The sequence below is a fragment of the Paraoerskovia marina genome, assembly GCF_900105445.1.
Lineage (GTDB): Bacteria > Actinomycetota > Actinomycetes > Actinomycetales > Cellulomonadaceae > Paraoerskovia > Paraoerskovia marina.
Genome location: NZ_LT629776.1, coordinates 380,537 through 405,345 on the forward strand (window position 1 = coordinate 380,537; position 24,809 = coordinate 405,345).

22 protein-coding genes are annotated in these 24,809 nt (G+C 70.2%); 8 read left to right on the forward strand and 14 right to left on the reverse strand.

The window, feature by feature from the left end:
* Window positions 1–78: 78 nt before the first annotated feature.
* The 3 genes from BLU20_RS01865 to BLU20_RS01875 are packed head-to-tail and all read right to left on the reverse strand — an operon-like array spanning window position 79 to window position 2,371.
* The gene (locus BLU20_RS01865) at window positions 79–840 is read right to left on the reverse strand and encodes an ABC transporter permease (RefSeq protein WP_083371376.1); all 762 of its coding nucleotides are present in this window, start codon (window positions 838–840) and stop codon (window positions 79–81) included.
* Window positions 837–1,526, reverse strand: a complete 690-nt coding sequence (locus BLU20_RS01870) for an ABC transporter permease (RefSeq protein ID WP_083371377.1) — start codon at window positions 1,524–1,526, stop codon at window positions 837–839. Before BLU20_RS01870 ends, BLU20_RS01865 begins: the two co-directional genes overlap by 4 nt.
* The gene (locus BLU20_RS01875) at window positions 1,523–2,371 is read right to left on the reverse strand and encodes an ABC transporter ATP-binding protein (RefSeq protein ID WP_083371378.1); all 849 of its coding nucleotides are present in this window, start codon (window positions 2,369–2,371) and stop codon (window positions 1,523–1,525) included. Before BLU20_RS01875 ends, BLU20_RS01870 begins: the two co-directional genes overlap by 4 nt.
* Before the next feature lie 176 nt (window positions 2,372–2,547).
* On the opposite strand from BLU20_RS01875, the gene BLU20_RS01880 reads away from it, so the two are divergent.
* A complete protein-coding gene (locus BLU20_RS01880; protein ID WP_157270240.1) occupies window positions 2,548–4,065 on the forward strand; it encodes a CotH kinase family protein in 1,518 nt (505 codons plus the stop codon).
* Window positions 4,066–4,176: 111 nt separating this feature from the next.
* Here BLU20_RS01880 and BLU20_RS01885 read toward each other — a convergent pair whose 3' ends face one another.
* Window positions 4,177–4,614, reverse strand: a complete 438-nt coding sequence (locus BLU20_RS01885) for a hypothetical protein (protein WP_157270241.1) — start codon at window positions 4,612–4,614, stop codon at window positions 4,177–4,179.
* A gap of 227 nt (window positions 4,615–4,841) precedes the next feature.
* Between BLU20_RS01885 and BLU20_RS01890 the strand changes: the two genes are divergently transcribed.
* The 3 genes from BLU20_RS01890 to BLU20_RS01900 all read left to right on the forward strand — a co-directional run bounded on the left by BLU20_RS01890 (window position 4,842) and on the right by BLU20_RS01900 (window position 6,710).
* Window positions 4,842–5,357 (forward strand): histidine kinase, encoded by a 516-nt coding sequence (locus tag BLU20_RS01890; protein WP_083371381.1) that lies wholly within the window; start codon window positions 4,842–4,844, stop codon window positions 5,355–5,357.
* A 52-nt stretch (window positions 5,358–5,409) separates the two neighbouring features.
* Complete coding sequence (locus tag BLU20_RS01895) at window positions 5,410–6,252, forward strand: DUF4097 family beta strand repeat-containing protein (RefSeq protein ID WP_083371382.1); 843 nt, start codon at window positions 5,410–5,412, stop codon at window positions 6,250–6,252.
* A gap of 101 nt (window positions 6,253–6,353) precedes the next feature.
* Entirely contained in the window at window positions 6,354–6,710 is a 357-nt protein-coding gene (locus BLU20_RS01900) for a GntR family transcriptional regulator (protein WP_029251566.1), read from the forward strand.
* Window positions 6,711–6,725: 15 nt separating this feature from the next.
* Here BLU20_RS01900 and deoD read toward each other — a convergent pair whose 3' ends face one another.
* On the reverse strand, window positions 6,726–7,439 hold the full coding sequence (gene deoD / locus BLU20_RS01905) for a purine-nucleoside phosphorylase (protein WP_083371383.1): 714 nt from the start codon (window positions 7,437–7,439) through the stop codon (window positions 6,726–6,728).
* A 132-nt stretch (window positions 7,440–7,571) separates the two neighbouring features.
* Between deoD and BLU20_RS01910 the strand changes: the two genes are divergently transcribed.
* A complete protein-coding gene (locus tag BLU20_RS01910; RefSeq protein ID WP_029251564.1) occupies window positions 7,572–7,982 on the forward strand; it encodes an NUDIX hydrolase in 411 nt (136 codons plus the stop codon).
* A 321-nt stretch (window positions 7,983–8,303) separates the two neighbouring features.
* On the opposite strand, the gene BLU20_RS01915 is transcribed toward BLU20_RS01910, so the two are convergent.
* Genes BLU20_RS01915 through BLU20_RS01940 form a run of 6 tightly spaced genes read right to left on the reverse strand, consistent with a single transcriptional unit; the run spans window position 8,304 to window position 16,526 of the window.
* On the reverse strand, window positions 8,304–11,180 hold the full coding sequence (locus BLU20_RS01915) for an FAD-binding and (Fe-S)-binding domain-containing protein (protein ID WP_231959259.1): 2,877 nt from the start codon (window positions 11,178–11,180) through the stop codon (window positions 8,304–8,306).
* Window positions 11,171–12,106, reverse strand: coding sequence for an N-acetylglucosamine kinase (locus BLU20_RS01920; protein ID WP_029251562.1), 936 nt, complete (start codon window positions 12,104–12,106; stop codon window positions 11,171–11,173). The genes BLU20_RS01915 and BLU20_RS01920 overlap by 10 nt, the downstream gene beginning before the upstream one ends.
* Entirely contained in the window at window positions 12,103–13,029 is a 927-nt protein-coding gene (locus BLU20_RS01925) for an N-acetylmuramic acid 6-phosphate etherase (protein ID WP_083371384.1), read from the reverse strand. Before BLU20_RS01925 ends, BLU20_RS01920 begins: the two co-directional genes overlap by 4 nt.
* A gap of 50 nt (window positions 13,030–13,079) precedes the next feature.
* On the reverse strand, window positions 13,080–14,579 hold the full coding sequence (locus BLU20_RS01930) for a sodium:solute symporter (protein ID WP_083371385.1): 1,500 nt from the start codon (window positions 14,577–14,579) through the stop codon (window positions 13,080–13,082).
* 52 nt (window positions 14,580–14,631) lie between these two features.
* Window positions 14,632–15,807 carry an anhydro-N-acetylmuramic acid kinase gene (locus BLU20_RS01935; RefSeq protein WP_083371386.1) on the reverse strand — a complete coding sequence of 392 codons (1,176 nt, stop codon included), beginning with the start codon at window positions 15,805–15,807 and terminating at the stop codon, window positions 14,632–14,634.
* Window positions 15,804–16,526, reverse strand: a complete 723-nt coding sequence (locus tag BLU20_RS01940; protein WP_043109072.1) for a GntR family transcriptional regulator — start codon at window positions 16,524–16,526, stop codon at window positions 15,804–15,806. Before BLU20_RS01940 ends, BLU20_RS01935 begins: the two co-directional genes overlap by 4 nt.
* Before the next feature lie 227 nt (window positions 16,527–16,753).
* Between BLU20_RS01940 and BLU20_RS01945 the strand changes: the two genes are divergently transcribed.
* Window positions 16,754–18,103, forward strand: a complete 1,350-nt coding sequence (locus BLU20_RS01945) for a GmrSD restriction endonuclease domain-containing protein (RefSeq protein ID WP_231959260.1) — start codon at window positions 16,754–16,756, stop codon at window positions 18,101–18,103.
* 87 nt (window positions 18,104–18,190) lie between these two features.
* Here the strand turns inward: BLU20_RS01945 and BLU20_RS01950 are convergent, their stop codons facing one another.
* The gene (locus tag BLU20_RS01950) at window positions 18,191–19,057 is read right to left on the reverse strand and encodes a DUF1295 domain-containing protein (RefSeq protein WP_083371388.1); all 867 of its coding nucleotides are present in this window, start codon (window positions 19,055–19,057) and stop codon (window positions 18,191–18,193) included.
* A gap of 130 nt (window positions 19,058–19,187) precedes the next feature.
* On the opposite strand from BLU20_RS01950, the gene BLU20_RS01955 reads away from it, so the two are divergent.
* Window positions 19,188–21,041, forward strand: coding sequence for an AMP-dependent synthetase/ligase (locus BLU20_RS01955; RefSeq protein WP_083371389.1), 1,854 nt, complete (start codon window positions 19,188–19,190; stop codon window positions 21,039–21,041).
* Window positions 21,041–21,448: a DUF2177 family protein gene (locus BLU20_RS01960; protein ID WP_083371390.1), complete on the forward strand. Its 408-nt coding sequence runs from the start codon at window positions 21,041–21,043 to the stop codon at window positions 21,446–21,448. Before BLU20_RS01955 ends, BLU20_RS01960 begins: the two co-directional genes overlap by 1 nt.
* Before the next feature lie 77 nt (window positions 21,449–21,525).
* Here BLU20_RS01960 and BLU20_RS01965 read toward each other — a convergent pair whose 3' ends face one another.
* Entirely contained in the window at window positions 21,526–23,427 is a 1,902-nt protein-coding gene (locus BLU20_RS01965; protein WP_083371391.1) for an alkyl/aryl-sulfatase, read from the reverse strand.
* A 122-nt stretch (window positions 23,428–23,549) separates the two neighbouring features.
* Window positions 23,550–24,767 (reverse strand): BaiN/RdsA family NAD(P)/FAD-dependent oxidoreductase, encoded by a 1,218-nt coding sequence (locus tag BLU20_RS01970; protein ID WP_083371392.1) that lies wholly within the window; start codon window positions 24,765–24,767, stop codon window positions 23,550–23,552.
* Window positions 24,768–24,809 lie beyond the last annotated feature (42 nt).

The window sequence follows — 24,809 nt, forward strand, 5'->3', positions numbered from 1 at the left end:
GAGGTCAGGCGAGGCGGTGCACGGTCGGTACGACGACGGCCGGGGCCATCAGGGACGAGAAGCCCGATTCGCCCCAGACTATTCCGAGCCCCGCCCGCTCGCAGCAGCACCGGCGGCGGCAGAAGCCTCCTCGTCGACCGGGGTGTCGTCCGCCTCGAGCCTGACGGCCGTCACCTTCTGGATCAGGGCGAACACGGCGTCGAGGAGCAACGCCAGAGCGGTGACCAGGAGAGCGCCGGCCAGGAGCACCGTGAAGTCGTTGAGACCGATCCCGGAGGCGATGACCCGGCCGAGCCCACCCAGTCCCGCGAACGACGCGATCGTGGCGGTCGCCACCACCTGCAGGACCGCCGCGCGGACGCCGCCGATGATCAGCGGGAGCGACAGCGGGATCTCGACCCGGAGGAGAATCTGCATCTCCGTCATCCCGTTGGCGCGGGCCGCGTCGATCGTCTGCCGGTCCACGGACTCGAGCCCCGAGTACGCACCGGCCAGGACGGACGGGATCGCGAGGAGCGTGAGCGCGATCAACGACCCGACGGTCGCGGCGACGAGGAACGGCAGCTGATAGCCGGCCACCATGGTGACGAAGTAGAGGACGCCGAGCGCGGGCAGGGCACGCATCGCGCCCGTCACCCCGATGACGGCCTGCCGCCCCTTGCCGGTGTGCCCGATGTAGAAGCCCAGCGGCAGGGCGATCAGCGTCGCCGCCCCCGCGGCGATCGCCGTGTACTCCAGGTGCTCGAGGATCCGGTCGCCGAGGGGCGCCGGGCTCGTCGCGTTCGCCGCCCAGTTCGCCGGGTCGAAGATGTACGCCAGCGCGTCGAGGAGAAAGTTCACCGTGCCACCTCCCCGGCCGGCGCGACGATCGGATCCTCACGCGGGCGGTCGTCGTCCGACCGGTTCCATGGCAGCGTCAGCCGGCCGATCAGGACGATGATGATGTCGAAGACGAGCGCGATCAGCAGGCTCGCGACGATCCCTGTGCCGACCTCGGCGAGGATCCCGCGCTGCTTCCCGTCCTGGAAGAGGTACCCGAGGTTGCGCGACCCGATGAGTACGCCGACGGACACCAGCGCGATCGTGCTCACCGAGACGACACGGATCCCGGCGAGCAGCACCGGGCCGGCCAGCGGGAGGTCCACGCGCCAGAACCGCGCGAACCCGGAGAACCCCATCGCGTCGGCGGCCTGCAGGGTCAGGGGGTCGACCGAGGCGAACGCGTCGGTGGCCGACCGCATCATCAGGGCGAGGCCGTAGATGATCAGTGCCACGACGAGGTTGGTCTCGTCCAGCACCCGGGTGCCGATGATCAGCGGGAGGATCACGAACAGCGGCAGAGACGGGATCGTGTAGAGCAGGCTCCCTGCACCGACGATGATCGCGCGGGCCGTGCGGTTGCGGTTGGCCCAGAACCCCAGCGGGATCGCCAGCACGAAGCTCAGGACGATCGGCAGGACGGACAACCGGACGTGATCGAGCGTGAGCTCCCAGACGAGGTCGAGGTTGTCCAGCGCCCAGCTCACGAGACCGCGTCCCCCCGCGTCGACCGCGCGTCGTCGTCCAGGACGCCGGCCACGCGCCCGTCGCCGTCCACGACGATCGTGCCGCCCTCGGTCGCCTGCTCGAGCCGCAACCGCCGTCGCGCCTTGTCGGCGCCGATGAACGTCTCGACGAACTCGTCGGCGGGGTTGGCCAGGATCTCGGCCGGCGTGCCCTTCTGGGCGATCTTTCCGCCCTTGCGGAAGATGACGACGGTGTCGGCGAGCGCGAACGCCTCCTCGATGTCGTGGGTGACGAAGACGATCGTCTTGCCGAGCTCCGACTGCAGGCGACCCAGCTCGGCCTGCAGGTCAGCACGCACGATCGGGTCGACGGCGCCGAACGGCTCGTCCATCAGCAGGATGTTGGGGTCGCTCGCGAGCGCCCGGGCCACGCCCACGCGCTGCTGCTGCCCGCCCGAGAGCTGACGGGGGTAGCGGTGCGCGAGGGAACGGTCGAGGCCCACCTTGTCGAGGAGCTCGAGCGCGTCCTCGCGAGCCTGAGCCTTGGGTGTGCCGTTGAGGATCGGGACGGTGGCGACGTTGTCGACGACGTGACGGTGCGGGAGGAGCCCCGCCGCCTGAAGGACGTACCCGATGCTCCGCCGGAGCTGGACCTTGTCGCGGTTCGCGACGTCCTCACCGTCGATCAGCACCTGGCCCGCGGTCGCGTCGACCATGCGGTTGATCATCCGGAGGATGGTGGTCTTGCCGCAGCCCGACGAACCGACGAGGACCGTGGTCTCGTGCGACGGCATCGTCAGGCTGAAGTCGTCGACGGCGACGGTCCCGTCCGGGAACTTCTTGGTCACCGAGCGGAACTCGATCATGGCGGTTGGCTCATCCTTCGACTTGTCGAGTGCGATCCAGGACGCCAGCGGCGGCGCCATGTGAGAAATGAGCCTAGTTGTCACCCCGGCCGCACGCGACAGCATCGCCCGGGTCTCACAGCCGACTCATGGGATCGCCTCAGCGCCGGCCTGGTTCGCGGGGCTCTGATGGACCCATGACGACACCACGGCACTCTCGCTCCACCCGCATCGTCGCTGCGACGACCATCGGTCTGGGACTCGTCGGCCTCACCGCCTGCTCCGTCGACGTCGCCTCCGGCACCGGGTCCTCGTCCGACGACACCTCCACCGACTCCGAGTCGGGGGCCGACACCTCCGACATCTGGGACGAGTCGGAGGTCCACGACATCGACCTCGACGTCGCCGAGGACGACCTCGAGTTCGCGATCAGCACCTACGAGGAAACCGGCGAGAAGGAGTGGGTGAGCGCCGACGTCACCATCGACGGCACCACCGTCGAGAACGTCGGGCTCAAGCTCAAGGGCAACTCCAGCCTGCGGGGAACGACCACAGAGAGCGATCCCGAGACCCTCCCCTGGATCATCCGGACCGACAAGTTCGTCGACGACCAGACGTACGACGGCGAGACCGAGATCGTCGTCCGCAGCAACACCTCCGAGACCTCGCTCAACGAGGCCGTCGCGCTCGACCTGCTCGGACAGACCGGGCTCGCGACGGAGGAGGCCTCGTCCACCAGCTTCAGCGTGAACGGATCCGACGACGAGCTGCGCCTGCTCGTCCAGAACCCGAGCGACACCTGGGACGCCGAGCAGTTCGGCACCGAAGGAATGCTCTACAAGGCCGAGAGCACCGGCGACTACTCCTACCGGGGCGACGACCCCGACTCCTACGACGACGTGTTCGACCAGGAGGCCGGCGAGGACGACCTCGAGCCGCTGACCGACTTCCTGCAGTTCATCAACGAGTCCGACGACGAGACGTTTGCGGCCGAGCTCGACCAGCACCTCGACGTCGACGCCTTCGCGACGTACCTGGCGTTCCAGGACCTCGTCTCCAACGCGGACGACATCAGCGGGCGAGGCAACAACTCGTACCTGCGCTACGACGTCGCGGACGACCAGATGACGGTGGTCAACTGGGACCTGAACCTGGCGTTCGGCGTCGGCGGTCCCGGCGGGCAACCGGGTGGCGAGGTCGGTCAGGCTGGCGGTCAGGCCGGCGGACAGGCCGGCGGTCCGCGCGGTGGTGCACTCGCCGAGGGTGGGCTGCCGGACGGAGAGGTCCCCACCGACGGAGAGCTGCCGGAGATCCCGGAGGGAGCCCCGACGGACCTTCCCGAGGGCGAGCTCCCCACGGGTGGCGCACCCGGTGGCGCTCTGGCCGAGGGCGAGCTGCCGGACGGAGAGCTCCCCGAGGGCGAGATTCCGGAGGGTGCCCTCCCGCCCGGTGGCGGCGCAGCGGGTGACGGTGCTGCGGCCGGCGGTGGTGGCGACACGTCGAACATCCTGGTGGAGCGATTCCTCGCGAACGACGACTTCGCGGCGCTCTATGCCGACGCCCAGGCCGAGCTGCAGGAGACCCTCGTCGACAGCGGCGCGGCGACAGAGACGATCGACTCGTGGACCGCGGTGCTGGAGGACCAGGCGACCGACATGGTCGACGCCGACACCATCGAGCAGGAGTCGGAGCAGATCGCCGACGCGATCTCCTAGTGCCTTCGTTCTTCGTCGGACCTCCGGGGACCTGCTCACGGCACATCCCCGGAGGTCCGACATGCGCGTTCGCGGGGAGACACGCGTCGCCGCTCCGTCCGCGGCCGCGGCTTATGGGGTCGTGACCGCGAGGCAGTCGTTCACGACCGTCGAGGTGCTGCTCGCCGTCTCGGCGACGTTCCCGGTGGCGTCGTAGTACACCGTCGGCTGCCCGGCCCCGCCGCCCACGGACACCCCCGACGCGGAGCACCCGGCGTACAACCATGCGCCCTCGTCCTCGACCCAGATGCACGGGCCGGCGTCGTCGTCGGACCCCTCGACGAGAAAGACGTCGAACCCGTCCTGCTCGTGGATCAGGCGACTCGCACCGATCTCGCCCGCGGCATCGCCCGACTGGTCAACGGCATCCTCGGGTGCCTCCGCGGTCGCAAAGACCGCCTCGGGCCCGCAGTCCGGACCGGCCACGGCATCGGCGCTGCAGCCGGACAGGGCTGTGACACCGGCGAGCGCCATGGCGAAGGACAGGAGGACGGGCCGACGGGATCTCATGCTGCACGGTCTCAACGCCGCCTCTGCGCTGTCCACGACCTTGGCCAGGTCGTTCACCGCCCGGGCGCATCGGTGGGGAGATCCTGCTCGTGCCAGGTTCCCACCGCCCGGACGCGTTCCGTCCCGGGGCCGCGCCCGACGTCGGAGCCTGTGTCGATCTGTCGGTCGACGTCGCCTGACACCACAGCAGCCTTGCATGACACCACTCGTGGTGTCATAGTGAAGCCATGGACCTCTCGCGCTACGTCTCCGACCTCCAGGACCGTCTGGACACCGCTGCCGAGGCCACGGGTTCGGACGCACAGGAGCTCGCCCGACGCCTGACGGCACCTCTCGACGCCGCCGTGCGACTCGTCCTGCTCGACGCGCTCTCCGAGGCCGCCTCCGAGATCTCGGCCGAGCTCGCCCCGGGGTCGGTCGACCTTCGTCTGCGGGCCGGCGACCCCGAGTTCGTGGTGACGTCGCCCGACGCCTCACCCCCGGTGCAGCCGACCGTTTCTCACGACCTCGACCCCGCCCCGGTCACCGACGCCCCCGATCTCGAGCCGGGCACCACGAGTCGCACCACTCTGCGCCTGCCCGACCACCTGAAGTCGCGCGCCGAGTCGGCGGCGGCTCGCGACGGCGTGTCGGTCAACACCTGGCTGGTCCGCGCGGTGGGTGCCGCGCTCGAGCAGCCCTCCCCCGTGCCGGCCGCCACGGACCGTCGGGGCGCCAACCGCCTCACCGGCTGGGTGCGCTGACCACCCGGCCCCCGCCACTGCTCCCCACCCCGACACCCACCCTGGAGTCGTCATGCCCACCTTCCCTGTCGCGGGCCCCGTGCCCGTCGAGCTGGACCTCCCGTTCGGAGACCTCCACGTCATCGCGGGCGACCGCACCGACGTCGTGGTCACCGTCGAACCGGCCGACCCGACGAAGTCGGGATCGGTCCGCGCGGCCGAGGACACCCGTGTCGAACGCCGCGGTGACACCATCGAGATCGTCTACCCGCACAGCTGGAAGCAGTACGTGCTCCCGTTCGCCGCCGGGGGTGCCCGGGTGACGATCGAGCTGCCTGCGGGCTCTCGCGTCTCCGGAAAGGCCGGGGCGATGTTCGCCGAGGGGCGGCTCGGCGTCGTCGACATCTCCCTCAGCGCCGGCGACGCCCGGATCGACGAGGCCGCCCGGGTCTCGGTGAAGGCAGCGGCGGGCGCTGTCGTCGTCGGTCGCATCACCGAGTCGCTGTCCGTCCGTGCCAGCGCAGGATCGGTGCGGGTCGCCGAGCTGACGGGCGACGGCTCCGTCCGCACCTCCGCCGGGACGACGCACGTCGGCTCGGTCGACGGGAGCCTGGCGGTCACCGGGTCGCACGGTGACATCACCGTCGGCACACTCCGCGGGACGGTCACCGCCAAGGCGGCCTCGTCGGGTATCCGCGTCGAGCGGATCGAGTCCGGCATCACGCACCTCACCACCTCCTACGGCAGCATCGAGGTCGGCGTGCCCGAGGGCACGGCGGCGTGGCTCGACGTCGGCGCCCAGCACGGCACCGTGCGCAACCAGCTCGACGCCGCGCAGGGCCCCGTGGAGGGCGACCGGACCGCGGAGGTGCACGCCAGCACCGGCTACGGCGACGTCGTCGTCCGGCGCCCGTGACCACGGCCCCTTCCCCACGCCGGGTTCCGGGCGGACGACGGCGCGGAGACTGATCCCTGGTGTACTGGGATCGTCCTGCCACGCCCACCCTGGAGCCGTCGATGACCCTCACCATCACCCTGACCGATGGCGCCTCGCCGTCCGAGGAGATCGAGCATCAGATCCGCGAGGAGATCACGTCCGGGCGTCTCGGCGTCGGGACGCGACTCCCCTCCGTCCGGCAGCTCGCCGCCGACGTCGGCGTGGCTGCCGGCACCGTCGCCAAGGCGTACAAGCGACTGGAGGCGGACGGCACCGTCGTCACAAGTGGCAGGGGTGGCACGCGCGTCGGCGAACGCCACGGTGCCGCGGCACAGACCGTGGTCGCGCGAGCCCGGGAGCTCGTGCGCGCCGCCCGGACGGAGGGTGCGGATCTCGACGAGGCGGTCCGTGTGCTCCGCGCAGTCTGGGACGACTGAGCCCCGTCGGCTCCCCTAGTCCGCGAGCGCCGCGAGCGCCACCTCGAGAGCGTCCTGGAAGCTCTGCGCCCGGTCGTCTGACGTCAGTTCCTCTCGGGTGAGCAGGTGGTCGGAGATGGTCACGACGGTCAGGGCCTCGGCGTCCTCGGCCGCCGCCACCGCGTAGAGGGCGGCGGACTCCATCTCGATCGCGAGAGTCCCGTGCGCTGCCAGGGCCGTGTTGAGGTCCGGCCGGTCGAGGTAGAAGTGGTCCGATGTGAAGACCGCCCCCGCGTGGACCCGTCCGTCGCGGGCTGCAGCCGTGTCCGCGGCCACCGCGCGCGCCGCCATCGCGAAGGACGGTGTGTGGCTGAAGTGCACACCCGGGATCCGGGAGGCCGTCATCGCCGAGTCGGTGTGGGCGGCGGTCGCGACCACCACGTCGCGCAGCCCGACGCGGGACGTGATCCCGCCGGCGGTTCCGACGCGCACGATCCGTCGCACACCGAACTCCCGGACCAGCTCGGTCGCGTAGATCGTCGCCGATGGCGACCCCATGCCGGACGCCATCACGGAGAGCGGCCGGCCCGCGTGCGTCCCGGTGTACGCCTGGATGCCACGGACGTCGCTGACGACCCGGGCGTCGTCGAGCAGCTGGGCGGCCATGTTCCGTGCCCGGTACGGGTCGCCGGGCATGAGAACGTCGGGGGCGAAGTCGCCGGCGTCGGCCGAGATGTGTGCGGTGCTCATGCGGTGGCTCCTCTGCGCGTGGTATCCGGCGGGCAGGTCGTGCCGTCCGGGACCACCAACGTATCCGGGCGTGCGGGATCGGCCTCGCGGGAGCGTCCCCACGGCCCCGCGACGAGGCCGTAGGCTCTTTCGATGAGCTCCAACCCCCTGATCCACGTCAGCGCGGTCGTCCTGCGCGACACCCGCGGCCACGTCCTGACGGTCCGCAAGCGCGGCACGTCCCGCTTCATGCTCCCGGGCGGCAAGCCGGAGGAGGGCGAGACCGCGGCGGACACCGCCGTGCGGGAGTGCGTGGAGGAGACGGGTGTGATGCTGGAGGCGGGCGACGTCGTGCCCCTCGGGACCTTCCGCGCGCCCGCCGCGAACGAGGCCGACCACGAGGTCGAGGGCGCCGTCTTCACCCACCCCGACCCCGTCGTCGTCCAGGCCCCGTCCGCCGAGATCGAGGAGCTGCGGTGGCTCGACCTGAGCGAGCCGCTGCCCGACGACCTCGCGCCTCTCCTCGCCGACCACGTGCTGCCGGCCCTCGTCGAGGCGCGCTGACCAACCCCACGGAACTTCTGCTCGTCTCGGTAGTCTCGGGCGGGTGACCTCGCCGGACTACGGAACCCCTGCAACCAGATCAACGAGTTCCGCCCCGGCCTGCTCAAGCACCTCCTGCCGCGCGACGCCGCGGGCGAACCCGCGCGCAAGGGTGGCGTGATGAGCGTGGTCGTCACGGGCGGCGTCGTACGCCACGGCGACGAGATCACCTCAGTGCTGCCGGTCGGGCCCCACGAGGCTCTCCGGCCGGTCTGACCCGACTCGTCCCGGGACCTTCGTCCCGTGCTCTGCCGGACTCACTACCTGACTGACGGAACACGGTCACGAGGTCACGTGGGGCGCTCCGGACGGGACCTCGCCGATGACCACGTCCGCGGCGACCTCGAGGACATGCCGGTACGTACGACCTGTCGCGCGAGACATCGCGATCTCGCACGCCCTGTTGCACGAGGCATGCTCGGCCGAGCCGATCCGCGCGACCTCGGCCGCCTCGGCTGCCGTCGCCGAGGCGGTGAGCTCCGGATGCAGCATTCCGCGGTCGCCGGCGAACCCGCAGCACCCCCAGTCCACAGGGACGTGCACCTCGCGGGCGATCGCTGATGCGACCGTGCGTAGATCCGTGTCGAGCCCGCCCTTGACCGAGGAGCACGTCGGGTGAAGGGTGATCGAGGCGACGCGACGGTCGTCGTCAATATCGAGCACGGGGAGCACGTGCTCGGCGACGAAGGCCACTGCGTCCACGACGTCCGTCGCACGGGGATCACCGGCCCGGAGCGCGTCCTCCATGACCTTGGCCACGCCTTCCGTGCAGGAGGTGGCATCGAGAACCACGGGGACGTCCCGGCCCGTCAGCCGCCGAGCCTCGTCGCGCGCGGCGCCGACAGCACTCAGCACCTTTTCCGTCATGACCCGATGCCCCTCGTCGTACCCCTTCGAGGACCAAGGGGTTCCGCAGCACAAGGAGTCGAGGCCGTCGGGGACGAGGAGCCCGGCTCCCGCGGCTGTACACAGATGAGCGACCGCCTCCTGGACCCCACCCGTCCGGGAGCCGGCCGGAGCAAACATCGCTCCTTGACAGCTCGGCAGGAAGATCCCGGCCACGGGGCCTCCGACGCCCTCTCCCCCGGCAGCTCGGGTTCTCGTCGTCCCGCCCGTGGGGAGGTCGGACGACCAGAGCGGAACGGTGTCCGCACCGAGCGCGCGCCGTGCCACCGAGTTCGGCGCCGTGACCAATCGTTCCGGCACCCGGCCTGCGACGTCGAGCAGTGCCCCCGCGGTCCGAGTCGTCGCTCCCCAGTGCTCGGCCGTCGTGCGCCAGACGGTCTTGTCGAGCCGTCCTCGCCCCTCCTGCCGCAGCCGCTTGACGAGGTCCCCGGTGTCGATCTTGACGGGGCAGGCCGTCGCGCACATGCCGTCGGCCGCACAGGTGTCGATCCCGTCGTACTCATACTGCTCGTCGAGTTCCGCCACAAGGGCGTGGTCGCCCTCGGCGACCGCGCGGGTGCGGGCACGCCGGACGGCGATCCGCTGACGGGGAGTGATCGTCAGGTCCCGGCTCGGGCACACCGGTTCGCAGTAGCCGCACTCCACGCACCGGTCGACCTCGGCATCCACGGTGTCGACGGGCTTCAGGTCACGCAGGTGTGCCCTGGAGTCGTCGGTGAGCACGACACCGGGATTGAGCACGCCGGACGGGTCCAGAGCCTGCTTGATCTCGCGCATCACGCTCACGACGCCGGGCGAGTACTGGCGTTCGATGAACGGTGCCATCGCGCGGCCGGTCCCGTGCTCCGCCTTGAGATTGCCGCCGTGGGAGAGCACGAGGTCGACGAGGTCCTCGGTGAAGGCGGCAAGTCGTGCGACAGCCGCCGGGCTCTCCGTGTCCTCGGTCACCATGAAGTGCAGATTGCCGTCCTTCGCATGACCAAATATGACCGGGTCGACGTATCCGTGCGCCTCGAGAAGGGCCGCCAGGTCGCGGCAGGCGTCAGCGAGGTTCTCGACGGGGACGACAACGTCTTCCAGGAGCGCTGTCGTCCCTGCCGGCCGGGCGCCAGCGACCGTCGCATACAGTCCCTTGCGCACCTTCCAGAGCGCGGCCCGCGCCGACCCGTCGCTCGTGAGCACGGTCGGGACGACGGCGGGCAGGGCGTCGAGAACGGCCCCACCCGTCACGAGGAGATCGCTCAATGCAGTCTCGTCGTCCGCCCGGTACTCGACGAGGATGGCGGCGTGCCGGTCGATCTCGAACCCGTGGATCACCGCGGGGGCGTCGGGGTCTCGCCGAGCCACACGAAGAGAGGTCGCGTCCATCAGTTCCAGCGCGGCCGCTCCCGTCGCCACGAGCGCCGGCAGCGCGGCGGCCGCAGTCTCGACGGAGTCGAGGACGAGCAGTCCGGTCGCCGCGAACTGCTGCACAGGAACGGTCGTAAAGACGGCCTCGGCGACAAACCCCAGCGTTCCCTCGGACCCGACGAGCAGGTGCTCCAGGATCTTGACGGGATCGTCGAAGTCGCAGAGTGCCTCGACCTCGTATCCCATCGTGTTCTTCATCGAGAACCGCGCGCGGATCTCCGCGACCGTCGACGGGTCGTTCCTCACCCTGTCGCGCAACGACTCCAGGACGGAGACGAGACGTGGTTCGTCCTCGCGCAGCCGCGCGAGCGACTCGGGGTGGGCGGTGTCGACCACCGTGCCGGAGGCAAGGACGATGACGAGCGACTCGAGCGTGCGGTAGCTGTTGAACCGCGTTCCGGCTGCCATGCCCGACGAGTTGTTGGCGATCACGCCGCCGACGGTGCAGGCGGCCTCGCTCGCCGGGTCCGGGCCAAGTGCTCGGCCGAACCGGGCGAGGTGGGCGTTGACCGTCCGAACGGTCGCTCCTGGCTGCACTCGCACCCGGGCGCCGTCGTCGAGCACCTCGACGCGCCGAAACCCCTGTCGTGTGTCGAGAAGAATGCCCGTACCGCTGGCCTGGCCCGACAGGCTCGTCCCGCCGGCACGGAACGTCACGGGGCGGCGGTGCGCCGTCGCGACCGCGAGCGCGCGTCCGACGGCGGCAGCGTCCTCCGCCGTCGCGGTCACCTCGGGGATCAAGAGGTAGTGCGAGGCGTCCCGCGCCCGCGCGTGAAGATCCAATGCGCGCGCCGAGACGGCCCGTTCACCGAGTGCCGCTCGGAGGTCGTCGATCAGTTCCACACGAATCCCTCCTGCGCCACGACGGTCCCGTCGGCGCACCTGGAACCGAGTTGCACGGCGCCGTCGAGTGCGTCACCCCACGGATCGACGACGACGGCGCCCGGTCGCAGGTGCGCGACGTGGCCCGCGAAGGCGTCGAGCAGCAGGCCACCCGCCTGGCGCAGCCCACCGGTCAGAGCGACCTGGCCCGTGCCGTCTCCGAGCGCGGCGACCACGCTGCGAGCGGCCTCCCGTCCGGCCTCTGTCACGAGCTCGACGGCGACGGCATCGCCGTCCACGGCGAGCTCGACGACGTCGCGCGCGAAGCCCGCCAGCAGACCGGCCCGGTCTGGTCGGGTGTAGATCTGCCCGGGCCACCGTCGCGGGTCCCCGAAGTGGTCCGAGGCCGCGGCAAGCAGTCGACTCCCGCCGAGGTCGACGCCGTCGTACGCCAGCAGGGCTTCCTCGAGTCCACGCCGACCGAGCCACGCACCGGACCCTCGGTCGCCAAGAAGGTGCCCCCACCCGTCGACCCGACGCCACCGTCCGTCGACCGTGCCGTCGTGCCCGATCGCGATCGCCCCGGTCCCGAGCGCGACGCACGCGCCACCCTGCCCGCCAAGCGCACCAAGGTGCGCAGTCACCGCATCAACGGCGACGGCGGCCGGCGCACTCACGGTCCGAGCGACCAGTTCCGCAAGGGCCGCCGGGCGTTCGACCAGCGAGGCGAGGCCCGTCGCGCCGACACCGACACCGCTGATGCCTGCGATGTCGTCGGGCCACCGACGCGTGGCGGCGTCGAGAAGATTCCGCACGACGTCGGCGGCGTTGCTGCCGTCGTCGTCCACAGCCACGCGGTCACCGTCGAGTCGGCAGCGGGTGCCGTCCTCGCGGAGGAGCACGAGGCGGCTCCCCGACCCTCCGACGTCGATACCGAGTGTGTTCACGAACGCCCGTCCCGCTCCACGCCCGTGGCGGCCTCGAGGGCGTGCCGCACCGACCCGTCGTGCTCGTCGAGCAGCAACCCTGCGCGTGCGACGTCGGTGCCCGCGAGGTGCGCGACGATGGCCACCTTGAGGTCCCCCTGAGTCCGATCCAGCAGTTCACGGGCCGGCATCTCGGCGAGGCCCGTGGCCTCGCAGAGAATCCGTACGGTTCGCTCCCGGAGCTTTGCGTTGGTCGCCACGACGGAGACCATGAGGTTCCCCCACGTCCGCCCGATCGCGATCATCAGTGCCGTCGAAAAGCCGTTGAGCACGAGCTTCTGGGCCGTCCCCGCCTTGAGGCGTGTCGAACCCGTCACCGCCTCGGCACCCGTGTTCAGGACGATCGACGTGTCTGCCAGCGGCGCCAGCGGCGCATCTGGGTTGCTGGAGATGAGGACCGTGTAAGCCCCCGCCGCGCCCGCAGCCTCCAGGGCACCACCGACGTAGGGAGTCGAACCGCTGGCGGCCAGCCCGATCGCGACGTCGTGCGGGCCCAGGCCCGCCGCGTCGAGGCGACCGTTCGCGGACGAGTCCTCGGCATTCTCGACGGCCTCGACCAGTGCCGCGCTCCCCCCGGCAATGTGCCCGACCACCCGGCCAGGCTTGAGGTTGAACGTCGGCATGAGCTCGCTCGCGTCGAGCACCCCGAGGCGGCCCGAGGTGCCGGCACCGAAATAGTGCACGGCACCTCCGTCGCGGAGCCGGCGCGCAGCGAGCTCGACGACGGGTGCCAGCTCCTCGACCACCGCGCCCGCTGCGTCGACCGCGACCCGGTCCTCGGCGTGGAGCAGGCGCAGCACGTCGACCGTCTCGAGTCCGTCAAGTTCTGTCGTCCGGGGGTTGCGCCCCTCCGTCGGCGACAGCGTCTGGAACTTCTCGGTCATGTCATCCACCTGTTCTCCGTGCGAGGTCCTTGGCAAGGTCTACGCCGTCGTCAGCGAGTCCGCTCGAGCTCCGGCTGCTCCACGGCCGGAGCACCGTGTCGCAAGGACAAGAGGCCACCGACGGCGAACGTCACGAGGACTCCGAGCAGCGGGTACCACTGCCACGCGACCCAGACCTCCCCGGTGATGTACTTCTCCTGGACGAAGAAGAAGGCATTGACCGCGACGGCCGCGGTAAAGGCGATGTTCGCGTCCACCGCGTTCGCTCGCTTGTTCACCATGCCGAACAGGAACGCTCCGAGCAGGCCACCGTAGGTGATGCCCGCGACGCCGAGCGCGAGGATGACGATGTTTCCCTCGTCGGACTGGAAGACGGTGGCGGGGGCGATGAAGGCCAGGCCCCAGCCGATGGTGGCCCAACGACCGACGCGCAAGCCCTCGGCGTCCGTCATGGGCGTCTTGCGGAATCGCGCATAGACGTCGGTCACCGTGGACGACGAGAGTGCGGAGAGCGACGACGAGAGCGTCGACATCGCCGCCGCAAGAATCCCTGCGAGCAGCAGTCCGGAGATTCCCTGGGGCAGGCCCTCGATGATGAACAGCGGGAAGATTTCGTCATTGCGGGTGAGCCCGAGCTCGTCGGGCGTCGCGCGGTCGTAGTAGCCCCAGAGCGCGAGGCCGACCGTCAGGAAGACGGCGAACTGGAAGAACACGATGACGCCCGACCAGATGAGGGCCTTCTGCGCCTCGACCTTGGAACGGCAGGTCAGCAACCGCTGGACGACGAGCTGGTCGGAACCGTGCGAGGCCATGGCGAACACGGCACCACCGATGAAGGAGGGGATGAACGCCGACGAGTCGGAGATCGGGTTGCCGGAGAAGACGAACATGTTGAGCTTCCCCGCGTCCGCGGCGTCTGCCAGCCAGCCGCCGCCGGTCTGCAAGGAGATGACGACGATCGCGAGGATTCCACCGAAGACGTAGAGGCACATCTGGGCGACGTCCACCCACACGACTGCCTTGATCCCACCGATGAACGTGTAGAGGATCGTCACCACGGCGAGCACCACGATGATCGTGAAGTAGTTGGTGCTGATCCCCATGCCGTCGAGAATCAGCTTGAGCGGGATGGCTGCCGCAAGAACCCGGATTCCGTCCGCCAGAAGACGCGTGAACATGAACGTGATCCCGGCCGTGGTCTGCGTGCTCTGCCCGAACCGCTTGCCGAGGTAGGCGTAGGCCGTGACCATCTCGCCCTCGTAGTAGCGCGGCAGCATGAAGAACGCGACGATCAGACGCCCGACGATGTAACCGAGGGCGAGCTGAAGGTACGAGATGTCGCCGAGGAAGCTGATGACGGGGATGCCGATGACCGTGAGCGCACTCGTCTCGGTCGCGACGACCGAGAGGCAGACCGCCCACCACGGCAGGTCGCGCCCACCGAGGAAGTAGTCCTTGACTCCTGTCTGCTTCCCGCTGAGTTTCAGCCCGAGCCAGGCGGTCGCGGCGAGATAGGCAATGATGACCACGAGGTCAACTGTGTGAAGCATTCCGTGTCTCCTTTGTCAGGATGCTTGGGTCGTGGAAAACGGTGCAGCGTGTTCAGGCGTCGATGCGCAACGTCGTCGGCATCGCGCGGTGCGGTTCCGGAAGCACCAAGGGGGTCCTCCCGGGGGTGATCCGTCCAGCGATGGTGGCGCGCGATGCACCCGTGACGCTGGGCAGGGTGGCCGGCAGTCCGTGCCATGACAGCCAGCCAACGAGTGCCATCAGGCAGGCCTCCTTGGCTCCTCCGGGGAGGTTGAAGGCCTCGTCCGTCGTCCGGAGCTCTACCGCATCCCCGAGCTCGCGACGGAGCTCGGCCATGAGGGTGGGGTTGAGGGTCCCTCCGCCAGAGGCCACGACGGCGTGCACTCCGTGTGCCCGGCACGCCTCGGCCACTGTTCGCGCAGTCAACGTTGTCATCGTGGCGATGACAACGTAGGGATCGAGGTTCGGGAAGGCTGCCAGGTACCCGTCGAGGTACTCGCCGTGGAAGAGTTCCTTGCCCGTGGACTTCGGCGACGGCGCACGGTAGTACGGTTCGCCCAGCATGGCAGTGAGCAGGTCAGCATCGGTCTCGCCCTGCGCGGCCAGTGCACCGTCGCGGTCGAAGGCACGAGGGTCGCCGGTGATTCGGCGTGCCATCACGTCGATCAGCGCGTTCGCGGGCCCGGTGTCGAAGGCAAGAGTCTCCCGTCCGGGTGAGACGACGGTGATGTTTGCGATGCCACCGAGATTCAGAGCAGCCGTCGGGCTTCCGGATCGGGCCAGGAGAAGGTGGTCGAGGATGCTCACGAGCGGCGCCCCCTGACCGCCCGCCGCGACGTCGTTCGAGCGAACGTCCGACAGCACGGGGACACCGATCGACTCGGCGATCCACGCCGGCTGACCGATCTGGAGCGTGCCCGCCACGATCCCGTCCTCGACGTCGTGCCGAATCGTCTGACCGTGCGTCACGACAAGCTCGCACTCGACGCCTGCCTCGCTGCACAGCGTGGCAACCGCCTCCGCACACGTGCGCCCGAAGCGAGTATCGACACTGCTCACCAGCGAGAGCGGCACATCCACCGGGTCGAGAAGTCTGAGGATGTCGAGCGCGAGGCGCTTGTCGAACTCGAACTCGCGGAACGCGACGACTCGCATGCTCAGCGCGTCGTTCTCGTCCCGGCGGATATCCACAAGTGCCACATCCAGGGCGTCGGCAGACGTTCCTGCCATCAGGCCGGCGATGATCATGCCTGCTCCTCCTTCGCGGCACCAGGAATCGAAAGCTCGGTGCGAATCTTGTAGCGGTCGCCGCGGTAGACGGACCGGACGAACTCGACGACCTCTCCGCCCGGCCCCCACGAGATGCGCTCGAACTGCAGCGCCGGGGAGTGCACGGGTACGTCGAGGTCCTTCGCCTCCTGGGCGTCGACGACGGTCGGCTCGATGGTCTGGACTGCCCTGGCGGGTGCGATGCCGTACCTCTCGCCGAGGAGCTGGTAGAACGACTTGTCCTCGAGGTCCTCCGCCGTGAGTCCCGGCACGAGGGCGCTGGGTACGTGGAGCTCCTCTACCGCCATCGGTTCACCGTCAGCGGTACGGAGTCGTGCGATCTGGACGATGTCGCCTGTGGGGTCGACCTCGAGACGTCGCCCGACCCGAGCGCTCACGGGACCGATCTCGAACGTCAGCGTGCGAGCACCCGGTCGGAGCCCTCGCTCCCGCATGTCCGCGGAGAAGGACGTCGCGACGAGACCCTGGGCGAACTTCGAGCCCAGAGCGAATACTCCCGCACCGTGCCGACGCCGCACGGCCCCGCGTGCCACGAGCTCGTCGATCGCACGCCGCAGGGTCATGCGCGAGACGCCGAGGCTCTGCGCCAGCTCTCGCTCAGGGGGGAGCTGCTCGCCCGCCGCCATCGTGTCGAGGCGATCGAGGAGCTGCTCGCGTACGGAGTGGTACTTCGTCACGCCGCTATTCAGACACACACCGTGCATCAAATCAAGACCAGTGGACTACTTTTTCGCGTCGCATTGCGCCGCATCTGCCCACAATCGGACATATCACACAAGATCGGCCTCTCGCGCGCGCCGCCGGACGCGATCTGAGGACGCGCCCCGTCTCAAAAATCATTGCTCGGCACGAAATGTCGTCTCGGTTGGGTATTTTGGGTGACCCACACCACCCGAGGAGCATCGTGAGCTATCAACAGAGCGGCCCGACCGGCGGCAGCCCGTCCACACCGGGCGGGAAGTCCCGCCCCTGGCTCTGGCTGGTCGTACCGATCGCCGTCGCCGCGCTCCTCCTCGTGACCAGCTTCGTCCCGTTGATCGGGCTCGCGACGTTCGGCGTCGTCCTGTTCGTCGGCCCGGTGTTCACGGTGCTGTGGCTCGTCGCCAAGAAGCGCGGAATCACGGGGTGGTCGCGGAACCTCGGCCTCGGGACGGCCGGCCTCGCAATTGCCGGCGTCGTTCTCATCAGCGGACTCGGCGCGCAGGTTCCGGCGTACGACGCGGCGGAGCAGGAGGCGCAGGCCGCCGCCGAGGCCGCCGAGCAGAAGGCGGCCGACGAGGCTGCCGCCCTGGCGGAGGAGGAGGCTGCGGCCGAGAAGGCCGCGGAGGAGGCTCGGGCCGCCGAGGAGAAGGCAGCCCAGGAGGCCGCCGAGGCCGAGGCCGTCTCCCAGGCCATCGCCGACGCCAAGACCGACACCGCCCTCGCGGCGGTGGCCGACCTCACCGTCAAGGGTCGCGCCCCGCAGACCGGATACGACCGGGACCTCTTCAACCATTGGACCGACCCGGACGACAACGAGTGCGACACCCGCAACGACATCCTGCGCCGCGACCTCACGGGCATCACGGTCGACTCAGACGACTGCACCGTCCTCACGGGCACCCTCCTGGACCCCTACACGGACACCACCATCGACTTCACGCGCGGTGTCGGCACGTCCAACGACGTCCAGATCGACCACGTCGTCGCGCTGTCGGACGCCTGGCAGAAGGGCGCCCAGCAGATGACCGACGCGCAGCGCGAGGCGTTTGCCAACGATCCGCTGAACCTCCTCGCGGTCGACGGCCCCACCAATGCGTCGAAGGGGGCCGGAGACGCCGCCACCTGGCTGCCGCCGAACAAGGCGTTCCGGTGCGAGTACGTCGCTCTGCAGGTCGCAGTGAAGCTTGAGTACGAGCTCTGGGTGACGGAGGCGGAGAAGGACGCGATCGCGCGCGTGCTCTCGGCGTGCGCGGACGAGCCGCTGCCCGAGGCCGAGGTCGCCGTCGCGGCCTCCGAGGACGACGAGAAGACCGTCATCGAGGCGCCGAAGCCGACGACGAAGCCCGCCCCCGCCCCCGAGCCGGCACCAGCGCCGGAGCCCGAGCCGGAGCCGGAACCCAAGCCGGCTCCCGAGCCCGAACCCGCCCCGGTCGCCGTCTACTACGAGAACTGCTCGGCCGTCCGCGCTGCGGGTGCGGACCCCATCCGCGTCGGCGAGCCGGGCTACTCCCGCAAGCTCGACCGTGACGGAGACGGCGTCGGCTGCGAGTAGCACCACCGGGAACGACATCGCCGCCGCACGGATCTGTGCGGCGGCGGTGTTGTTCTGTACGGCGGTGTCGTTCTGTACGGGGGTGACCTACGGGCGCGGGACGAGGACCGGCGTCGTGCGCTTGTACTCCTCGTACTCTGGCTCGCCGCCCCAGCGCTTGTCGGCCTTCTTCTCCAGCATCGGGATGCCACTGACCCGGACGAGGAGCAGCGTGACGAACACCGGGGAGATGATGGCGACCCACTGCCAGCCGACGAACGCGGGCGCCGCGACGACGGCGACGCCGACCCAGAGGACGATCTCACCGAAGTAGTTGGGGTGCCTCGAGCGTGACCAGAGGCCGGTGCGGATGAACCGGCCCTCGTTCGCGGGGTCGGCCTTGAAGCGGCTCTTCTGGTTGTCGGCCACGACCTCGATCGTCAGACCGACCACCCACAGGGCGACGCCGACCCAGGCGAGCCAGTCGAGGGCGGGCCGCGACTCGGCGGCGATCGCCACCCATGCCGCCGCGGCGGTCAGCATCACCCAGAGCCCCTGCAGGGTCCACGTCACGAGGAACCGCGGCCACGACGCCTTCAGGTCGTCAAAACGATCGTCGCTGCCCGCCCGAGAGACCCGGCGGAAGAGGAACGACCCGAGCCGGACCGCCCAGACGACGACCATCGCGGCGAGGATCCACGCGCGGGCGTCCGTCGCCCCGCTGAGGACCAGCACGCCGATCGTGACGACGATGTACGTCAGGCTCCCCGTGAGGTCGAAGAACCGCTCCGTACGGTTGAGGTACGACGGGATGTACACGATCCACTGGATGACAAACGCGGCCGCAGCCGCCAGTGCGAACACCGGGATCCCACCGACCTCCGCCCCGTTCTGGCTGCCCGCGAGCGCCACCAGGGCTCCGACTGCCACGACCAGCGCGACCACGACCAACGACTTGCGCTCTCGGCTCGTCACCTCGATGCCTTCCTTCAGGGGATGCGTCCGGTCGCGGCAACCGTGACAATCGGTGTCTGATTCCCGCTTCGTCCGGACTGGCCCCTTATCGTGGGTTCTCCGCACGCGGCACGCCACCCGAGGAGCCGACATGCGCGAAGAGTCCCGCCCCGCCCGGGCCTCGTACGACGACCACCGCAACGCGACCGATCTCCTGATGCAGCGGGTCCGGGTCGCACCGGAGCAGGTCGCGTTCGAGGTTCGCCGAACCGCCGACGACGGCGCGTGGCACGAGGTGACGGCCCACGAGTTCCACGACGAGGTCGTCGCTCTCGCCAAGGGTCTGGTCGCCGCGGGCGTCGAGCCCGGTGACTCCGTGACGATCATGGCGCCGACCCGGTACGAGTGGGCACTGGCGGACATGGCGGCGTGGTTCGCGGGTGCGGTGGTCGTCCCCGTCTACGAGACGTCGGCGCCCGCCCAGGTGGCCGCGATCGTCAGCGACGCCCGGGTGCGGCTCGGCATCGGGGGCAGCGCCGAGCACGTCGACCTGTTGACCGAGGCCCTCGACGCGAGCGATCACCCGACCCTCGGGGTGTGGTCGATGGACGTACCGACCGGCCGGAGCGGGCCGCCGGACCTCACGGCGCTGGTCCGCGACGGCACGCGCATCTCCGACGACGTGCTCGAGGAGCGCCGTCTGCACGCCGACCTGGACGCGGTCGCGACCATCGTCTACACGTCCGGCACCACCGGTGCTCCGCGTGGGGCCGAGCTCACGCACCGCAACCTCGTGGGTAAGGTGCTCAACGTCGCGGCCGGGTACCAGGAGGTCGTCTACGAGGGTGGGAGCACCATCATCTTCCTGCCGCTCGCCCACGTCCTCGCTCGCGGGCTCCAGCTCGTCTGCCTGGCCAACGGCATGCGGATCGCGCACCTGTCCGACCCGCGCGACGTCGTCCCGACCCTGGCCGTGCTGCGCCCCACCTTCCTGGTGGTGGTCCCGCGCGTGCTGCAGAAGATCCGCGGCGCGGCCGCTGGCGCGGCCGAGGCCAAGCACCTGGGCGCGGTGTGGTCCGCGGCGCAGCGCACCGCCGTCGAGCGCGGCCGGGCCGAGGAGCGCGGAGAGAAGCCGTCAGCGTGGCTCGCCGCACGGCACCGAGTCTTCGACGCCGTCTTCTTCCGCCGCCTCCGCGCACTGATGGGTGGGCGGATCGACTACCTGCTCTCCGGCGCGGCGCCGCTCGACGCCGACCTCGCGCTGTTCTTCCGTGGCATCGGCGTCCCGGTGCTCGAGGGGTACGGGCTCACGGAGACGACGGCGCCGCTGACCGGCAACCTGCCGTCGGACTCGCGCGCCGGGTCGGTCGGCGTCCCGCTGCCCGGGTCCACCGTCCGGATCTCCGACGAGGGCGAGGTCCTCGCGCGCGGCACCGGTGTCTTCGCGGGGTACCGCAACCCCGCGGACAACGCCGACGCGTTCGTCGACGGGTTCTTCCGCACGGGGGACCTCGGGTCTCTCGACGACGACGGCCGCCTCACGCTGCACGGCCGCCTCAAGGACGTCATCGTCACCTCCGGCGGAAAGTCGGTCGTTCCCGCCGCCTGGGAGGCCAGCATCGAGAACCATCCCCTCGTGGCGCACGCCGTCGCCGTCGGTGAGGGAAAGCCGTTCCTCGCGGGCGTCGTCGTGCTCGACCCCGAGGCGCTCGAGGCCTGGGGCGACCGGGACGGCGTCGGCCCCGCGCCGGAGGTTCCCGCACCGGGCGAGGTGGTCGAGGTGCACGACGACGGTCTCCGCGCCACGGTCCAGAGGGCGGTGGACGCGGCGAACGCGCAGGTCTCGCGCTCGGGGCAGATCCGCAGGTTCGCCGTCGTGGTCACGGACCTCTCGATTCCCGGCGGCATGGTCACGCCGACGATGAAGCTCAAGCGGTCCGCGTTCGCCACGGCCGCCGCAACGGTGGTCGACGGGCTCTTCGCCGGATCGGCGGCGACGTCCTGATGCACCCCGTGGCACGCTGGTTCACCGCCTACCTCATCGCGGCCGTGGTCTTCGGGGTGCTCGACGCCCTGTGGATCACGCTCGTGGCGCTGCCCACCTATGAGGCCGAGATCCCGACGCTCCTCGGCGAGACGATCAACGCGCCTGCCGGTGCGGCGTTCTACCTGTTGTTCCTGGTCGGCCTCGTGCACTTCGGCGTCAGGCCGCAGGACCGGACCGCGGGCCTCGGATCGCGGGTGCGCGACGGCGCACTGCTCGGCGCGGTCGCCTACGGCACGTGGGGACTGACCGCCCTCGCCGTCATCGGCGGGTTCTCCACCCTCGTGGCGGTGACGGACCTGCTCTGGGGCGCTGCGGCGTCGGCCGTCGTGACGCTGGTGACGGCCCTCGTGCTCCGGCCGCGCTGACCCGCACGGGCACAGCACGAGGGCGGGGCGCCGACGCGCCCCGCCCTCGGCTCGTCACCGGGTGACGAGGCTGGTTGTCACGGTGTGACGATGTTGAACCAGAACTCGAACTCGTCGAGCATGCCCGCGAGCCGCTCCACCGCGCCGCTGTCCCCGTCGACAGTGACGCGTCCGTCGTCGACCATCTGGGCGATGGTCGACGTCCCGGTCATCAGGTCGCTCAGCGCGGGACGGTCGAGCGTGACGGTCGCGTCGGCGTCGGGCAGGTTGCCGGGCTCGTAGTCCAGCGTCGCGTGCTCGACGACGACGGCGTACTCCACCTCGGGGTCGGTGACCTTGAGGTTCACCGTCAGGTCGTTGCCGTCGGCCTTCTCGGCATTGAGCCGGATCGCGAGGTAGTCGAGGAACATGTCGACCGGCATCGCGTTGATCGTGTCCGCGCTCTGCAGGTCCACGGTGGGCAGGTCCTGGACGCCCTCGCGCAGCTCCTTGGCCCCGGAGACGAACCAGCCGCGCCACGTGCCGGCCTCCGCCTGGTAACCGAGCTGCTCGTACGTGTCCGCGAGCAGGGCCTTGGCGCGCTCGTTGGTCGGGTCGTCGAAGACGACGTGGTTGACCACTTGCGCCGTCCAGCGGTAGTCGCCCTCGTCGAACGTCCGCTGCGCCTTCTCCAGGACGGCGTCCGCGCCGCCCATGAACTCGACGTAGCGGGAGGCCGCGGGCTCTGGCGGCAGCTCCCAGAGCTGCGCCGGGTTGCCGCTGTACCAGCCGAGGTAGAAGGCCCATATGGACTTCACGTTGTGGCTCGTCGTGCCGTAGTAGCCGCGGGTGATCCACTCGTGCGCGAGGGACGTGGGCAGCTGGATCCGCTCCGCGGCCTCGAGCATCGTGTACCCGGCGTTGGCCGCGTGCATCGTCTGGTCGTGCAGGTGCTTGTACATCGCCTGGGTCAGCTTGAGCTGCTTGACCACGGCGTCCTTGCCCCAGGAGGGCCAGTGGTGGGGCGCGAACATCACGTCGGTCTTGTCCGCGTAGCGCAGGCGCGCGTCCTTGATGTGCTTCGACCACGCGAGCGCGTCGCGGATCTTCGCGCCGCGGAGCGTATACAGGTTGTGCTGGGTGTGCGTCGCGTCCTCGGCCGGGCAGAAGGCGCGGTACTGCTCGATGTAGAAGAACATCTCGCTCGGGGCCTCGGAGTCCGGCGCCAGCTGGAACTCGAACTCCAGCCCGCCGATGTTCAGCTTCTGCCCCGTCTCGGTGATGTCGACCGTCGGCTGGATCAGGGTGGTCCACCCGGTCGAGGTCCCGAGGCCGAGCCCCGCCGTCATCGTCCCGGTCGGGCCGCCCTTGACGAGCGAGCCGTACTGGAGGCTCGTGCGCCGGCTGCAGGCGTTGCCGCCGATCACGAACTCGTCGAGCGTCGCCTTGACGAAGCCCTCGGGAGCGACGATCTGGACCTTGCCCGCGACGACGTCGACCTCGTCCACGATCCCGCGCACGCCACCGTAGTGGTCGGTGTGGCTGTGGGTGTAGATCACGCCGACCACGGGCCGGTCGCCGCGGTGCTCGCGGTAGAGGTCGAGCCCGAACCGGGCCGGTTCGGCCGAGAGGCACGGGTCCATGACGACGACGCCGTCCGGCACCTCGATGAACGTGATGTTCGACAGGTCGGCACCGCGCACCTGGTAGATACCCTCGGTGACCTCGAAGAGGCCGCCGATGCCGAGCAGCTGGACCATCCGCCAGAGGCTCGGGTTCACCGTGTCCGGGGCGTCGGTGCCCTCCTGCGCCTGGGCCTTGTCGTTGAAGTCCCAGACGACGTTGCCGTCGTCGTCCTTGATGACGCCGCCGTTCGGCAGCGGGGCGATGAAGCCGCGGTGCGAGTCCTCGAAGTCCTGGGTGTCGTCGAACGGGAGCTCACGGCCCAGTGCGGCGTTGACCTCGGCAGTGTGGCGTGACGCCGGCTTGTGATCTGACATGTGGGGATCTCCTTCGTCGGAATGCACCGTCGGAGCCTCCAGACAATCAGCGGTGAGAGCACCCTGCAACGGGAACGCTTTATGGCGGGCGAAGGATGTGGAAATGTCGGGGAACGCCCCGCCTACCGCCCGCCATGATCGCCGAGCCACGCCAGCATGCCCCGGGCCGCCACCACGCCGGTGCTGTAGGACGCCTGCAAGAGGTAGCCGCCCGTCGGGGCCTCCCAGTCGAGCATCTCCCCCGCGACGAACGTGCCGGGGATCCGCCGCAGCATCAGTGCCTCGTCGACCTCCGGCCACGCGACGCCACCGGCGGTGGAGATCGCACGCTCGATCGGCATGGTCGCGGCCACCGGGACCGGCACGGTCTTGACCAGTACGGCCATCGCCGCGGGATCTCCGGGCAGCGGCCCCGCCTCGCGGAGCAGAGCTGCCGCCACGGGGTCGAGGCCGAGCGTCCGCCGCAGCCAGTTGGACGTCGAGTCCTTGGGGCGCCGACGGCGGAGCCGAGTCTCGAGCTGCTCTGCGCTCAGGTCCGGCCGGAGGTCGACCTCGAGCACGCACTCGCCGTCGTCCAGCGCGCGGTGGATCGCGGCGCCGATCGCATAGAGCGGGCCGCCCTCGATCCCGGTCCGTGTCACCATCGCGTCGCCCCGCACCGTCGTCGACGTCCCGCGGATGGTCAGGGCCACGTTCTTCAGCGGCACTCCGGCAAACCGCTCGGAGAAGATCTCGCTCCAGTCGACCCGAAGGCCCACGTTCGCCGGGCGCATCGGCGTGACACGCACACCGCGGTCGACGAACGCACCGACCCACGCGCCGTCGGAACCGAGCTGTGGCCACGACGCTCCCCCGAGGGCGAACAGGACGACGTCGGACGTCACAGTGCTCACCGAACCGTCGGCGTCCTCGAGGACCAGTTCTCCGTCGTCGTCCCAACCGGCCCAGCGGGTTCGCCGCTCGAGCCGCACACCCGTGTCCCGGAGCCGGGTCAGCCACGCGCGGACCAGCGGGTTCGCGGAGAACGACTGCGGAAAGACGCGCCCGCTGCTCCCGACGAACGTCGTCTCCCCGAGGTCGGCGCACCACGCGCGCAGGTCGTCGGGACCGAAGACGTCGAGCATCGGAGCGAGGGCGTCGGCCGCGGTTCCGTACCGGTCCAGGAACGCGGAGAGGTCCTCGCTGTGCGTGATGTTCAGCCCGCCGTGGCCGGCCATGAGGAACTTGCGCGGGACCGACGGCATCCGGTCGTAGACCGTCACCGTCACCCCTGCGCGCGCCAGCTCCTCGGCGGCGATCAGGCCCGCGGGGCCGCCGCCGATCACGGTGGCGGTGGTCATCGGGCGCGATCCCGGCACGCGGTGGCCCTCAGCATCAGGCGA

Bases quoted from the DNA above. Each gene is read 5' to 3' on its own strand.
- BLU20_RS01875 (WP_083371378.1), bottom strand. From the start codon at position 2,371: ATGATCGAGTTCCGCTCGGTGACCAAGAAGTTCCCGGACGGGACCGTC.
- BLU20_RS01880 (WP_157270240.1), top strand. From the start codon at position 2,548: ATGACGACACCACGGCACTCTCGCTCCACCCGCATCGTCGCTGCGACG.
- BLU20_RS01885 (WP_157270241.1), bottom strand. From the start codon at position 4,614: ATGAGATCCCGTCGGCCCGTCCTCCTGTCCTTCGCCATGGCGCTCGCC.
- BLU20_RS01890 (WP_083371381.1), top strand. From the start codon at position 4,842: ATGGACCTCTCGCGCTACGTCTCCGACCTCCAGGACCGTCTGGACACC.
- BLU20_RS01895 (WP_083371382.1), top strand. From the start codon at position 5,410: ATGCCCACCTTCCCTGTCGCGGGCCCCGTGCCCGTCGAGCTGGACCTC.
- BLU20_RS01900 (WP_029251566.1), top strand. From the start codon at position 6,354: ATGACCCTCACCATCACCCTGACCGATGGCGCCTCGCCGTCCGAGGAG.
- deoD (WP_083371383.1), bottom strand. From the start codon at position 7,439: ATGAGCACCGCACACATCTCGGCCGACGCCGGCGACTTCGCCCCCGAC.
- BLU20_RS01910 (WP_029251564.1), top strand. From the start codon at position 7,572: ATGAGCTCCAACCCCCTGATCCACGTCAGCGCGGTCGTCCTGCGCGAC.
- BLU20_RS01925 (WP_083371384.1), bottom strand. From the start codon at position 13,029: ATGACCGAGAAGTTCCAGACGCTGTCGCCGACGGAGGGGCGCAACCCC.
- BLU20_RS01930 (WP_083371385.1), bottom strand. From the start codon at position 14,579: ATGCTTCACACAGTTGACCTCGTGGTCATCATTGCCTATCTCGCCGCG.
- BLU20_RS01935 (WP_083371386.1), bottom strand. From the start codon at position 15,807: ATGATCATCGCCGGCCTGATGGCAGGAACGTCTGCCGACGCCCTGGAT.
- BLU20_RS01955 (WP_083371389.1), top strand. From the start codon at position 19,188: ATGCGCGAAGAGTCCCGCCCCGCCCGGGCCTCGTACGACGACCACCGC.
- BLU20_RS01960 (WP_083371390.1), top strand. From the start codon at position 21,041: ATGCACCCCGTGGCACGCTGGTTCACCGCCTACCTCATCGCGGCCGTG.
- BLU20_RS01965 (WP_083371391.1), bottom strand. From the start codon at position 23,427: ATGTCAGATCACAAGCCGGCGTCACGCCACACTGCCGAGGTCAACGCC.
- BLU20_RS01970 (WP_083371392.1), bottom strand. From the start codon at position 24,767: ATGACCACCGCCACCGTGATCGGCGGCGGCCCCGCGGGCCTGATCGCC.